We start from the raw sequence: 11,946 nt of genomic DNA, 5'->3' as shown, positions 1-11,946 counted from the left end.
GCCCCGCGGCAGACCGGCGCCCCGCGGCAGACGACCGACGTGACCCGCGCCCCGCGTCCGACACCCGGCGTCCCGCGGCCACTGCCCGGTCGGCCGCCCGGAGCGCCGCCCGCCAGCTGCGGGAGCTGATCGGACGCGACCCGGAGGGGATCACGTCGGTGGAGCGCCATGAGGACGGCTGGCTGGTCGGCGTCGAAGTCCTGGAGACCCACCGGATCCCGGACTCCACCGACATCCTCGCCGAGTACCGGGTCCAGGTCGATGACGAGGGCGAACTCGTCTCGTACCGCCGCACCCGGCGCTACTACCGCGGCAGGTCGGAGGATCGCACATGAGCCAGGGCGCCGACTGGAACGTGCCGAGCCGGCGCATGGGCGCCCCGCCCGAACCGGCCCGCCGGGAGTCGGCGAGCCTGGCCGACATCCTGGAGCGGGTGCTCGACAAGGGCATCGTCATCGCCGGGGACATCCAGATCAACCTGCTGGACATCGAGCTGCTGACCATCAAGATCCGGCTGCTGATCGCCTCCGTGGACCGGGCCAAGGAGATGGGCATCGACTGGTGGGAGCACGACCCCACGCTCTCCTCCGGCGCCCGCGACGTCCTGGACGAGAACGAGCGGCTGCGGCGGCGCGTCGGCGAGCTGGAATCGGGCCGCGACGCGGAGCGCGAGCCGGAGCGTGAACGGGGAGGGGAGGACGGACCGTGACCGACGAGGAACGTGCCACCTGGCTGTACGCGGTGACCGCGGCCCGCGACGAGAGCGGCGCCCCACCCGGGCTCACCGGCGTGGCGGACGAACCGGTGCGCCTGGTCGAGAACGCCGGACTGGCCGCCGTGGTGGGCTCCGTACCGCTGGCCGACTTCGGCGAGGAGCCGCTGCGCGCCCATCTGGAGGACCTGCCGTGGCTGGAGCGGGCGGCCAGGGCCCACCACCGGGTCATCGGCCGGGCGGCCGGATACGGCCAGGTCATCCCGCTGCGCTTCGCCACGATCTACCACGACGACGGCCGGGTCCGCACGATGCTCCAGGAGCGGCGGGACGACCTGACGGACACGCTGGCGCGGGTGGCCGGACGGACCGAGTGGGGCGTCAAGGCGTACGTCGACCCGCGCGCCTTCCTGCCCGACCCGGGCGACGAGGGGCCGTCCGGCGGCGACAGCCCCGGCACCGCCTATCTGCTGCGCCGCCGCGCCCAGCGGGACGACAAGGAGACCGCCCATCTGCGGGCCACCGAGCGGGCGGAGGAGATCCACACCGCCCTCGCCGCACTGGCCGCGGCGACCGCAGCCCATCCGCCGCAGGACGCGCGGCTGGCCGCGTACGAGGGCTGGATGGTGCTCAACAACTCCTATCTGGTGCCGGACGACCGGACGGAGGAGTTCACCGCCGCGGTGACCGGGCTGGGGGAGCGGTACGGGGACGTCGACCTGGAGCTGAGCGGGCCGTGGCCGCCGTACTCGTTCACCGCGCCGCCCGAGCGTGAGGAGGCGTCGTGACCCACGCGATCGAGCGGCGCGAGGTGGCCCTGGTCGATCTGCTCGACCGGGTGCTGGCCGGGGGCGTCGTGATCGCCGGGGAGATCACCCTGAGCATCGCCGACATCGATCTGGTGCGCATTTCCCTTCGCGCGCTGATCGCTTCCGTACGGATGGAAGACGAGGATGAGCATCGAGCGCCGCCCGGACGACCGCCGCCCTGACCACCCCCGCGACCACGCCCGTGACCCCCGCGACCGCCCCCGCCGTCTCGAGGTGGACGAGGAGTCGGTCCGCAAGAGCCTGGCCGGTCTGGTGCTGACCATCGTGGAACTGCTGCGCCAGCTCATGGAACGGCAGGCGCTGCGCCGCGTCGATCAGGGAGGCGTGAGCGACGAGCAGATCGAGAAGCTCGGGCTCACGCTGATGGCGCTGGAGAAGAACATGGAGGAGCTGCGGGAGCACTTCGGGCTCACCGAGGACGACCTGAACCTGGACCTCGGGCCGCTCGGCCCCCTCCTGCCCCGCGACTGATCGACTTCCCCTGCTCGTGTCCGGCGGTACGCTGCGCGGGTGGGGATCACGTTCAACCTCCGGTCAGCGCGCGCGGCCGACGTCCACGTCGGGCGCTCGCCGCTCGCCGAGCTCATGTCGGTGCTCCACATCCTGGCCGAGCCGGACCACCATCCCGAGGCGCAGCGCTGGACGCGCCGCCTCGGCACGACCTTCGACGTGTCACTCGCACAGGAGATGAGCGCCCTGTCGCCCCTGTGGGCGCGGCTGCGCTGCCGACTGCTGTTCCCGCTGGCGCTGCCGCTGGACCAGTCCTTCGAGGACGAGCTGCGGCTGCTGGAGAAGCTGCCGCTGGAGGAGTTCACGGAGCTGTGCGCGCAGGGGGTGCTGGGCTTCCGGGAGCGGGTGCCCGACGCGCACAGCCTGCTGAACGAGCCGGAGGCCGCCTGCCGCTTCATCACCCAGTGCGAGCGGCGCTCGTTCCGGCGCGGCGAGCTGGCGCACGAGCTGATGGCCTCGCCCGAGGGGACGCGGACCCGGCTGATCGACTTCCTGGAGCGCTGCGGCACCGCGTTCTTCGCCGCGGAGTGGCGCTCGGTGTACGACCGGCTGGAGACGTCCGTGGCGCGGTTCCGCACCGATGTCCGCAGAAGCGGCCTGGCCGAGGTGCTGGCCGGGCTCAGCCCCACCGCGGTCGTCTCCCAGGGCGGTACGCGGGTGCGCTACGACAAGCTGGCCGTCGCCGAGATCGACATCGGCCCGCGCCCGCTCTTCCTGGTCCCCTCCGTCCATGTCTGGCCGCATCTGACCGTCAAGGACGAGGAGTCCCATCCCGTCGTGCTCCAGTTCGCCGCGCTGGAGGGGCAGGCCGACGGGCAGCTCACTCAAGCGGAGCTGCGGGCCCGGATGTCCGCGCTGGCGTCGCTGGGCCGGATGGAGCTGTGCCGCCATCTGCTGGGCGAGCCGATCACCACCTCCGAACTGGCCCAGCGGCTGGGCCTGGACGATACGCAGGTCTCGCGCACCCTGCGGCAGCTGCGGGACGCCGGGCTCGTGGAGTCCGAGCGCGAGGGCAAGTACGTGTACCACCGGCTGGCCACCGGCACCCTGCTCCGGCTGGGGCAGGACGTGCTGGCCACCATCATGCGCTGACCCACCGCGTGGTCATGCGCCGGGCCGCGTCCACAGCAGCACCGCCGAGGGGTGGCCGGCGTCCATGTGGACGCGGTTGGTGGCGACCACCTTGCGCCGGGTGACGGCCTCGGGCGCACCGGTGTTGGAGTTGACGTCGAAGCGCGGGAAATTGCTCGACGAGATGTCCACCCGCAGCCGGTGTCCGGCCCCGAAGCGGTTGGCGGTGTCCGGCGCCGGGATCTCGATCTCGTACACCTCGCCCGCCACCAGCGGCTCGGGCCGCTCGAACGACGCGTGGAAGCGGCACCGGAAGATGCCCTCGGTGAGGTTCATGGCGAACCCGTGCGGATAGTCCTCGTTCGGCGGGTGCACATCGACCAGCTTCACCGTGAAGTCGGTGTCCGGGGCGGTCGAGGAGATGAACAGCCGGGCGGTGACGGGACCCGCCACCTCCAGCGGCTCATCCAGGGGCGGGGTGACCAGCGAGATCACATCGGGCCGCGCGTTCACCGGCAGATACGGCTCGCGCGCCCCGTAGAAGCGCTCGTCCGGCACCTGGTCGAAGGCGCCCCCGACCATCACCGGCTCTCCCGAGGTCACTTGTCCGCCCAGGGTCGGCACCGGGTCGCCCGGGTCGAAGTCGTACTCGACCCACGCGTCCCGGCCCGTCGGTCTCTCCCGGCTCAGCTCGCCCGAGGTGTGGCAGTAGAACGCGGTCTCCCGGGTCCCGGACGGCGGCCACCGGGTGTCGGTGTGCCACCGGCCGCCGTGCCGCATCCGCCCCGCCGCGTCGCGGCGGCCGTCGCCGCCGCCCATCAGGAAGTACCGCACCCGCGGGATCGCCCCGAGGTCACCGCCGCGCAGCACCGCGTCGAACCAGCGCTGACGGAAGGTCAGGTACGAGGTGTCCACGTTGTCGCTGAACGTGGCGGCGGGCCCGAAGTCCACGTCACCGGCGAAGGTGACACAGCGCGCCCCGTGCGTCCACGGCCCCATCACCAGATACGCCGGGGACGTCTTGAGCCGTCCCATCGCCGTGAAGTTCTCGATGGTGGAGCGCACATACGGGTCGTACCAGCTCGCCATGTGCAGCGTCGGCACGTCCGGGAAGCGGTCGTAGTGCCCGCGCCCGTAGATCGCGGGCTGCCGCCAGTAATCGCCGAACGTGTCGTGCCGCCACTGGTCCAGCAGATACCGTTCGTAGTGGCCGACCTGCGACAGCGGGGAGACTCCGGTGCGCCACGGCAGCACGGTGAACCAGTCCCGCAGATCGGTCCCGGCGAACGCCTTGCGCACCAGCGGGTCCCGCTCCGCCTCCGGGCTCTCCTCCCCGTGCCGGAACGCCCAGGTGACCTGCTTGAGTTCGAAGGCGCCGCCCATCCGCATGCCCGCCTCGTACGCGCTGGCGAAGCCGCCGGAGTCCATGAACATCGCGGCCAGCGGGGCCGGGGACTCGGCCGCGGCCGCCGTCTGGGCGTGCGCCGAGTAGGACACGCCCATCATCGCGACCCGCCCGTCGCACCAGGGCTGCGCGGCGATCCACTCGAGGGTGTCCGCGCCGTCCGGGCCTTCGCCCAGGTACTTCACGAAGGTGCCCCCGGAGTCGCCCCGGCCCCGGCAGTCCTGCCGCACCACGTGGTATCCGGCCCGGACGAAGAACGCGGACGTCTCCTCGGGGGTCGGCACCGGCTCGTCGTGGCGGCAGCGGTCCGATTCGCGGATGTCGCGGCGGCCGTACGGGGTGCGCTCCAGGATCACCGGCCGGGGGCCGGGCCGCTCCTCGGGCGCGTACAGGTCAGCGGCGAGGACCACCCCGTCCCGTACGGGTACGCGCAGCAGGTGCCGCCACACTCCTCCGCCGAGGTGTTCCGCCGCCTCGGTCCGCCCGGTCGGTGCCATGGGGGTGGTGCTCACTTGGCCTGGGACTGCTTCGAGCCGTTGAGGAGCATCTTCGACCGGGTGATGGTGGACAGCGGCATGCCCCAGCCCCCGAACAGCTTCGCGTAGGTGCCCGACTCCTGCATCTCGCGCAGCCCCTTGACGATCACGGCGGCGAGACCGGTGCCCTTCTTGGCCTGGATGCCGTAGATCGCCGTCGCCGCGGGGAGGCTGAGCATGTCCTCCAGCTCCAGCGTCTCGAACTTGTCGTCCGAGTTCTCGCTGACGCTGGTGTTGGAGGCGCTGGGCGCGACCACCGCGTCGATCCGCTTGCTCTGGAGGGCCAGGCTCGCGGCGGCCAGATCCGCGTAAGCCTGCGGGCTCACCGCCTTCTTGCCCTTCTTGGCGCACCGCTTGCTGAGACCCGCGAGGACGTTCTCGGTGCCCGCGCCCTTCTCGACGCCGACCTTGTGTCCGCAGATGCCGGTGCCGGACTCCGGGCGGAACCCGCTCTCCTTGTTCACCATCACGGTCACCTGGCTCTGCGCGAAGTCCGCGAAGTCGACCTCCTTCTGGCGCTCGACGAAGTCACCGGAGGGCGCGCTGAGGTCGATCCGGCCGGACTTCAGCCCCGGGATCACCGCGTCGAACGGCGTCCGCACCACCTTGATCTTGATGTCGAGCTGGGAGGCGAGCTGCTTGGTCAGATCCGGGACCAGGCCGGTGATCTTCCCGTCGGAGCCGATGGTCACATACGGGTCGTACTCGCTGACGCCCATGAGCAGGGTCTTCTTCTTGTACGCCGCGGGTACCTGGGCCGCCAGGGCGTCGTCCTTCGGCTCCAGGGCGAGGGTCGGCGTGGGCGCGGCCTCTTTGGACTTGCCGTTGTCGTCCGGAGTGTCATCCACCGAACAGGCGGTGAGGGTCAGCGCGAGGGACATGAGCAGGGCGCACCCGGCGGCGCGAGATCGGTGGCGCATGACTGGGCTCCGTTTCGGGAGATCCGGCTGATCCGGACGAGGGGAAGTGGGGTTGCGGGACTGGGACGGTCAGCGGCCCCAGACGGTCTCGGCGACGCGCCGCACATTGCCCCCGGCGAGCTTCGCCACGTCCTCGTCGGAGTAGCCGTGGTCGAACAGCCAGCGGATCATGTTGCCGACGGCCTCCGCGGGGTTCTCACAGCCGTGGACGTAGTCGACCGGCTCGTGCGGCGGCGGCTGTGAACTCTGGCCGTCGAGCGCGTCGTCCTTGCCGAACAGCGGGGCGAACGTGTGGTGCCAGGCGGTGTGATCGCCGAAGTTGGTGTCGGGGCCGAAGGCCACATGGTCGATGCCGACCAGGTCCAGACAGCGCTCCACGTGTTCCATCACCGACTCCAGGCTGTGCCGGGGGTGCCGGGTGGTGACGGTGGTGTGCGGGGCCGCCTCGACGCCGATGAATCCGCCGGAGCCCGCGCACGCCCGGATCACATCGTCGGGCTTCATCCGCGGGGTCGGCCACAGCGCCCGCGACCCGGCGTGGGTGATCACCACGGGGTCCGTGGAGCGGCGCACCGCGTCCAGCGCCGTCGCGTCCCCGGAGTGCGACACGTCGACGATGATGCCGAGGTCGTTCATGCGCCGCAGGGCGCGGCGGCCGAGCACCGTCAGCCCGGTGTCGCCGGTGTCCGCGAGCCCCGAGCCGAGCTGGTTGCTCTCGCTGTACACCAGCCCGAGCAGCCGCACGCCCAGCCCGTAGAGCAGATCGAGCCGGTCGACGTCGTTGCCGATGGGGGTCGCGGACTCCAGGGTCAGCACCACGCCCACCTGGTTACCGGCCCGGGCCCGCTCCGCGTCCTCCAGGGTGCGCACCGGGGCCACCAGGCGCTGATGGGCGAAGTCGGCCTGGCGCATGGCCAGATCGCTCACCGCGTCGTCCCAGTCCCAGGGGGTGTGCGAGCGGATCATGCTGACGGCGGCGGGGCCGCCGTCGAAGAACAGGTCCACGCCCGAGTGGGCGATGCCCTCGTACGGAATGGCCTCCCGGCCCTGGCGGCGGAACGCGGCGAAGTCGCCCGGGTCCGCGGGCCGCAGCGACAGGTGGTCGTGCGCGGAGATCACCAGATGGCGTTCCTCGAAGTCCCGCGCCCGGGCCTCGACGTCCTCGCTCCACACCGGTGCCGAACCGGGCACCCGGCCCACCGCGGGCACCAGCTCGAAGTCCCGGAAGTCCGCGCCCGGCTCCAGGTAGTGGTACGAGCGGTAGCCGTCCCACAGGTCCAGCCGGGCGCGGGTCTTGGCGGGCAGAGGGCGTTCGGTGCTCATGCGCTGACCTTCGACAGGAACGTGCGGGTGCGCTCATGGGAGGGGGAGCCGAACAGCCGGTCCGGCGGGCCCTCCTCGACGATCCGCCCGTCGTCCATGAACACGACGCGGTCGGCGACCTCGGCGGCGAAGCGCATCTCATGGGTGACGACCATCATCGTCATGCCCTCCCCGGCCAGGTCCCGGATGACGCTCAGCACCTCCTGCACCATCTCGGGGTCCAGGGCGGAGGTCGGCTCGTCGAACAGCATCACCTTCGGCCGCATCGCCAGCGCCCGGGCGATGGCCACGCGCTGCTGCTGGCCGCCGGAGAGCTGCTCGGGGTAGCTGTCCAGCTTGTGGGCGAGCCCGACCCGGCGCATCAGCTCCTCGGCACGGGCACCGGCCTTCGCCTTCGACAGCCCGAGCACCCGGCACGGCGCCTCCACGATGTTCTCGCGGGCGGTGAGGTGCGGGAACAGATTGAAGCTCTGGAAGACCATGCCCATGACCGAGCGCTGCCCGGCCAGTTCGCGGGGGCCGAGCTGGTGCAGGGAGGTGCCGCGCAGCCGGTAGCCGATGACGTCGCCGTCGACCACGACCAGGCCGTCGTCCGGGACCTCCAGGTGATTGACGCAGCGCAGCAGCGTGCTCTTGCCCGATCCGGACGGGCCGATGACACAGACCGTCTCACCCCGGTGGATATCCAGGGAAATGCCGTGCAGCACCTCGGTGGAGCGGAACGACTTGACGATCCCGCGCAGGGAGACGATGGGCTGCGCTTCCCTTTCCGATGCCACGGTCATACCGAGTGCTCGATCCTCTTCACTTTGGTGACCTTTTCGGCCGGTATCAGGGTGTGTCGCCCCAGGCGTCGTTCCAGGCGCTGCTGAACGAGGGTGATGACGCCGGTGATGATCATGTACCAGATCGCGGCCACAATCAACAGGGGAACGGTCTGGAAGTTCTTCGAGTAAATCAGTTGCACCGAGTAGAGCAGATCCGCCAGAGAGATCACGCTGACCAGGGATGTGGCCTTGAGGAGAGATATCAGCTCATTTCCCATCGGCGGAACGATCACGCGCAGCGCCTGGGGGAGGGTGATGCGGAAGAAGATCTGAGTCGGCGTCAAACCGAGCGCGGCGGCCGCCTGGCGCTGACCCTCCGGTACGGACAGCAAACCGGAACGGATCAACTCTGCCACGTATGCCGTTTCATGCAGGGTCAATCCGATGACTGCGGCGGTAAGCGGACCCAGTAGGGAATTCGCGTCGAAGGTGACGAACTGCGGGCCCCAGGGAATGCCGAGGGACAGGGTGGGAAACAGCGCCGCCAGGTTGTACCAGAAAAGCAGCTGCACCAGCATGGGAATCGAGCGGAACACCCAGATGAACATGCCCGCGGCCGCCGACATCAGCCGCGAGGAACCCATCCGCATGAGCGCTACAACGGTGCCGAGTACCAGGGCGAATGCCATGGTCGCGGCGGTCATCCCGAGACTGACACCGATACCCTTCATGATGCGGATCTCGAAGAAGTATTTCCCGACCGTCTCCCACTCGAAGCGCGGGTTGGTGAATATCGTGGTCACCGCCATCGCGGCGAACAGCAGCACCACGGCATTGGCCACCAGCAGTCCTGGGCGCCGTCGCTTCACGCGTTTGAGCCGCGATGGCTCGGGTAGAGCGTCAAGATTCAGGACTTTGCTCATGGAGGGCCCTCGGGCGGTTCGTCGTCACGGCTGCGGAATACCGCATCTTAAAACCGCACCCCGGAGCCCTCTCGAACAGTTGACACAGAACCGTCAACCGTCGGTGCCGAGGTGTCCGTAGGTGTCGCGCAGCTCCCGTTTGAGGATCTTGCCGCTGGGGTTCTTCGGCAGGGACGCCGCCACCACCACGTACTTGGGCACCTTGAACCCGGCCAGCCGCTCCCCGCAGTGCGCCACGATCTCCTCGGCCGACACCCGCTCGCCCGGCCTGGCCACCACCACCGCCGTCACGGCCTCGATCCAGTACGGATGCGCCACCCCGAACACCGCGGCCTCCGCCACCGCCGGGTGCGCGTGCAGGACCTCCTCCACCTCGCGCCCGGACACGTTCTCCCCGCCGCTGTTCACCATGTCCTTCTTGCGGTCGACGACCGTCAGATAGCCCTCCTCGTCCATCACCCCGAGATCGCCGCTGTGAAACCAGCCGCCGCGGAACGCCTCCGCGGTGCGCTCGGGATCCCGCCAGTAGCCGAGCATGGCGTGCGGGCCGCGGTGCACGATCTCCCCGACCGTGCCCGGCGGTACGGGACGGTCGTCCTCGTCCACCACCCGCGTCTCGACGTTGAGCCCGGCCCGCCCCGCCGACCCGGCCTTGCGCTCCTGGTCGGCCGGGCCCAGGACAGTCACGATCGGCGACATCTCGGTCTGCCCGTAGAGGTTGTACAGCGCGAGCCCCGGCATCCGGCGGCGCAGCTCCGCCAGCACGGTGACCGGCATGGCCGCGGCGCCGTAATACCCCTTCCGCAGCGACGACAGATCGCGCGTCCCGAACTCCGGGTGCCGCAGCAGCGCGATCCACACCGTGGGCGGCGCGAACAGCTTGGTCACCCGCTCCGCCTCGATCGTCGCCAGCAGCGCCGCCGGGTCCGGGCCGGGCAGGATGATCGAGGTGGCCCCCAGATACACGTCCGGGGTGAGGAAGACGTGCAACTGGCCGCAGTGGTACAGCGGCAGCGCATGGACCTCGACGTCGTCGGCGGCCATCCCGCCGTCCACGATCGTCGTCAGATACTGCGAGATCAGACTGCGGTTCGTCATGATCGCGCCCTTGGGCCGCGACTCCGTCCCCGAGGTGTACATCAGCTGGACCGGATCGTCGTCCTCCAGCGCGGGATCGGGCACGGGATGGCCGCGCTCCTCGCCCAGCGCGGCGAAGTCCTCCCAGCCGTCCCGCCCCTCCCCGCCGATGGCCGCGCGCAGCACGAGGCGGGACGGCGCGGCCTCGGCCAGCGCCGCGTCGGCCGCCTCCAGCAGGCCGTCGCCCGCGATGACACCGACTGCGCCCGAGTGGGCGAGGAGATACGCGACCTCCGGGGGCCTCAGCATGAAGTTGACCGGCACCGACACCGCGCCCAGCCGCGCCAGCGCGAAGTACGCCACCACGTAGCCGTGCGAGTTGCGCGCGTACAGCACCACCCGGTCGCCCTTGGCGACACCGCGCGCCGCCAGCGCGCCCGCCGTGCGGCTCACCAGCGCGTCCAGCTCCGCGTACGTCTGGCGCAGCGCGCCGTACACCACGGCCGTCTTGCCGGGCAGCCGGGCGGCGCTGCGCGCCAGCAGATCGGCGATGCCATGGCGACGGGCGCGCACGATGTCCACGGGCAGGGAGGGGGATGCGGTCACCAGAAGTCTCCCGAATGGTCGGTTGGGCCGGACGGTTCGTCACGCTGACACGGCGCGAGGTGGTGTTCAAGACCACACACGACCCGCGCGTGGCCGGGCGATGCACCTGACCGGGTGGCGCGACGGGCCGCTTGTGCGGGCCGCCTTGCCCAAAAGTGATCATTTACGTGGAATGACCGGTCAGGGCTCCGGGAAGTCCGGGGCATCCCGCGAGCCTGGAGGTTCCATGATCAGTTCAGCCGTTCGCGGCGCCGTCACCACCACGGCCCTGGCCACCGCCTGTGTGCTGCTCCCCGCCTCCGTCGCGCTGGCGGACGCGGGCGACGAGGACATCGAGAAGGTCACGGTGACCGGCGTGACGGTGGCGGAGAACAGACCCGACGACCGCGCGGCCGGCGACAGCTGGACGACCTACATGAGGCTGTACACCCCCCACCGGAAGCACGCCGGTGACGGCACCTCCCAGTGCACCGCCGTCAAGGTCACCGCCCGCAAGCGGGTCGTCCAGTGCACCCGGGTCCTGCGGCTCAAGAGGGGCTCGCTGATCCTCGGCGACCTGATCACCCACCAGGGCCGCGCCACGGTCACCGCGAAGACCGCCATCCTCGGCGGCACCGGCCACTACAACGACGCCGAGGGCCAGGGCACTGTCACCGTGCGGCGGGACCGGATCCGCTTCTCCCTCGCCGTCGACGACTGACGTCCCCGTACGAACTCGCCCGCCGGTCACACCCCCACCCCGAGCCTGGAGGTTCCATGATTCCGTCAGCCGTCCGTGGCATCGTCACCACCGCCGCCCTGACCACCGCCCTGACCCTGCTCCCGCCGTCCGCGGCGGGGGCCGCCGCGGGCGGGGACATCGAGAAGGTCGACCTGCTCGGCGTCACCGTGATCAGCACCAAGCCCCGCCACGTCGAGCCCGGTGACAGCTGGAAGACCCGGCTGAAGCTGTACACCGAGAAGAAGAAGACGTACGCCGGTAACGGCACCTCGCGGTGTGACACCGTCCGCGTCACCGCCCACAAGCTGGTCGTCCAGTGCACCCGGGTGCTGCGCCTGAAGAAGGGCTCGCTGGTGCTCAGCGACCAGGTCACCCACAAGGGCCATGCGACGGCCACCGCCAAGACGGCGATCGTCGGCGGCACCGGCCGCTACCACTCCGCCTACGGCCAGGGCACCATCACCCTCGCGGGCCCGCTCCTCCACTTCGCGCTCAGGGTCGACGAGTAGGCCCGGTATGGCGCCCCGCCCGGGATCCACCGGGCG

14 protein-coding genes are annotated in these 11,946 nt (G+C 70.7%); 8 read left to right on the top strand and 6 right to left on the bottom strand.

Going from position 1 to position 11,946, the window contains the following annotated elements; all coding sequences use genetic code 11:
- The 6 genes from gvpO to EEJ42_RS39775 form a co-directional block, all read left to right on the top strand.
- Positions 1-335 (top strand): gas vesicle protein GvpO (gene gvpO, locus EEJ42_RS39800; RefSeq protein ID WP_123107028.1); only part of this gene is annotated, 335 nt, incomplete at its 5' end.
- The gene (locus EEJ42_RS39795; RefSeq protein ID WP_123107027.1) at positions 332-709 is read left to right on the top strand and encodes a gas vesicle protein; all 378 of its coding nucleotides are present in this window, start codon (positions 332-334) and stop codon (positions 707-709) included. The genes gvpO and EEJ42_RS39795, both read left to right, overlap by 4 nt.
- A complete protein-coding gene (locus EEJ42_RS39790; RefSeq protein ID WP_123107026.1) occupies positions 706-1,500 on the top strand; it encodes a GvpL/GvpF family gas vesicle protein in 795 nt (264 codons plus the stop codon). Before EEJ42_RS39795 ends, EEJ42_RS39790 begins: the two co-directional genes overlap by 4 nt.
- Positions 1,497-1,703, top strand: a complete 207-nt coding sequence (locus EEJ42_RS39785) for a gas vesicle protein (protein ID WP_123107025.1) — start codon at positions 1,497-1,499, stop codon at positions 1,701-1,703. The genes EEJ42_RS39790 and EEJ42_RS39785 overlap by 4 nt, the downstream gene beginning before the upstream one ends.
- On the top strand, positions 1,666-2,013 hold the full coding sequence (locus tag EEJ42_RS39780; RefSeq protein WP_221179474.1) for a gas vesicle protein K: 348 nt from the start codon (positions 1,666-1,668) through the stop codon (positions 2,011-2,013). Before EEJ42_RS39785 ends, EEJ42_RS39780 begins: the two co-directional genes overlap by 38 nt.
- A gap of 39 nt (positions 2,014-2,052) precedes the next feature.
- Positions 2,053-3,144 carry a helix-turn-helix domain-containing protein gene (locus EEJ42_RS39775; RefSeq protein WP_123107024.1) on the top strand — a complete coding sequence of 364 codons (1,092 nt, stop codon included), beginning with the start codon at positions 2,053-2,055 and terminating at the stop codon, positions 3,142-3,144.
- A gap of 12 nt (positions 3,145-3,156) precedes the next feature.
- Here the strand turns inward: EEJ42_RS39775 and EEJ42_RS39770 are convergent, their stop codons facing one another.
- The 6 genes from EEJ42_RS39770 to EEJ42_RS39745 all read right to left on the bottom strand — a co-directional run bounded on the left by EEJ42_RS39770 (position 3,157) and on the right by EEJ42_RS39745 (position 10,680).
- Complete coding sequence (locus EEJ42_RS39770) at positions 3,157-5,040, bottom strand: CocE/NonD family hydrolase (protein ID WP_246097658.1); 1,884 nt, start codon at positions 5,038-5,040, stop codon at positions 3,157-3,159.
- On the bottom strand, positions 5,037-5,984 hold the full coding sequence (locus tag EEJ42_RS39765) for a transporter substrate-binding domain-containing protein (RefSeq protein ID WP_123107022.1): 948 nt from the start codon (positions 5,982-5,984) through the stop codon (positions 5,037-5,039). The genes EEJ42_RS39770 and EEJ42_RS39765 overlap by 4 nt, the downstream gene beginning before the upstream one ends.
- A 69-nt stretch (positions 5,985-6,053) precedes the next feature.
- Positions 6,054-7,307, bottom strand: coding sequence for a dipeptidase (locus EEJ42_RS39760; protein ID WP_123107021.1), 1,254 nt, complete (start codon positions 7,305-7,307; stop codon positions 6,054-6,056).
- Positions 7,304-8,092: an amino acid ABC transporter ATP-binding protein gene (locus EEJ42_RS39755; RefSeq protein ID WP_123107020.1), complete on the bottom strand. Its 789-nt coding sequence runs from the start codon at positions 8,090-8,092 to the stop codon at positions 7,304-7,306. Before EEJ42_RS39755 ends, EEJ42_RS39760 begins: the two co-directional genes overlap by 4 nt.
- Entirely contained in the window at positions 8,089-8,997 is a 909-nt protein-coding gene (locus EEJ42_RS39750; RefSeq protein WP_123107019.1) for an amino acid ABC transporter permease, read from the bottom strand. The genes EEJ42_RS39755 and EEJ42_RS39750 overlap by 4 nt, the downstream gene beginning before the upstream one ends.
- A 93-nt stretch (positions 8,998-9,090) precedes the next feature.
- Positions 9,091-10,680, bottom strand: coding sequence for an acyl-CoA synthetase (locus EEJ42_RS39745; RefSeq protein ID WP_246097657.1), 1,590 nt, complete (start codon positions 10,678-10,680; stop codon positions 9,091-9,093).
- Positions 10,681-10,906: 226 nt separating this feature from the next.
- Between EEJ42_RS39745 and EEJ42_RS39740 the strand changes: the two genes are divergently transcribed.
- Both EEJ42_RS39740 and EEJ42_RS39735 read left to right on the top strand, forming a co-directional pair.
- On the top strand, positions 10,907-11,380 hold the full coding sequence (locus tag EEJ42_RS39740; RefSeq protein ID WP_246097656.1) for a hypothetical protein: 474 nt from the start codon (positions 10,907-10,909) through the stop codon (positions 11,378-11,380).
- 56 nt (positions 11,381-11,436) lie between these two features.
- Positions 11,437-11,910 (top strand): hypothetical protein, encoded by a 474-nt coding sequence (locus EEJ42_RS39735; RefSeq protein WP_123107017.1) that lies wholly within the window; start codon positions 11,437-11,439, stop codon positions 11,908-11,910.
- Positions 11,911-11,946 lie beyond the last annotated feature (36 nt).

This window comes from Streptomyces botrytidirepellens (genome assembly GCF_003721215.1).
Taxonomy (GTDB): Bacteria; Actinomycetota; Actinomycetes; order Streptomycetales; family Streptomycetaceae; genus Streptomyces; species Streptomyces himastatinicus.
This window is presented reverse-complemented; position numbering and strand designations above follow the sequence as displayed.

Coding starts and splice junctions, on each gene's coding strand:
- EEJ42_RS39740 (WP_246097656.1), top strand. CDS start 10,907: ATGATCAGTTCAGCCGTTCGCGGCGCCGTCACCACCACGGCCCTGGCC.
- EEJ42_RS39780 (WP_221179474.1), top strand. CDS start 1,666: ATGAGCATCGAGCGCCGCCCGGACGACCGCCGCCCTGACCACCCCCGC.
- EEJ42_RS39735 (WP_123107017.1), top strand. CDS start 11,437: ATGATTCCGTCAGCCGTCCGTGGCATCGTCACCACCGCCGCCCTGACC.
- EEJ42_RS39795 (WP_123107027.1), top strand. CDS start 332: ATGAGCCAGGGCGCCGACTGGAACGTGCCGAGCCGGCGCATGGGCGCC.
- EEJ42_RS39760 (WP_123107021.1), bottom strand. CDS start 7,307: ATGAGCACCGAACGCCCTCTGCCCGCCAAGACCCGCGCCCGGCTGGAC.
- EEJ42_RS39755 (WP_123107020.1), bottom strand. CDS start 8,092: ATGACCGTGGCATCGGAAAGGGAAGCGCAGCCCATCGTCTCCCTGCGC.
- EEJ42_RS39750 (WP_123107019.1), bottom strand. CDS start 8,997: ATGAGCAAAGTCCTGAATCTTGACGCTCTACCCGAGCCATCGCGGCTC.
- EEJ42_RS39765 (WP_123107022.1), bottom strand. CDS start 5,984: ATGCGCCACCGATCTCGCGCCGCCGGGTGCGCCCTGCTCATGTCCCTC.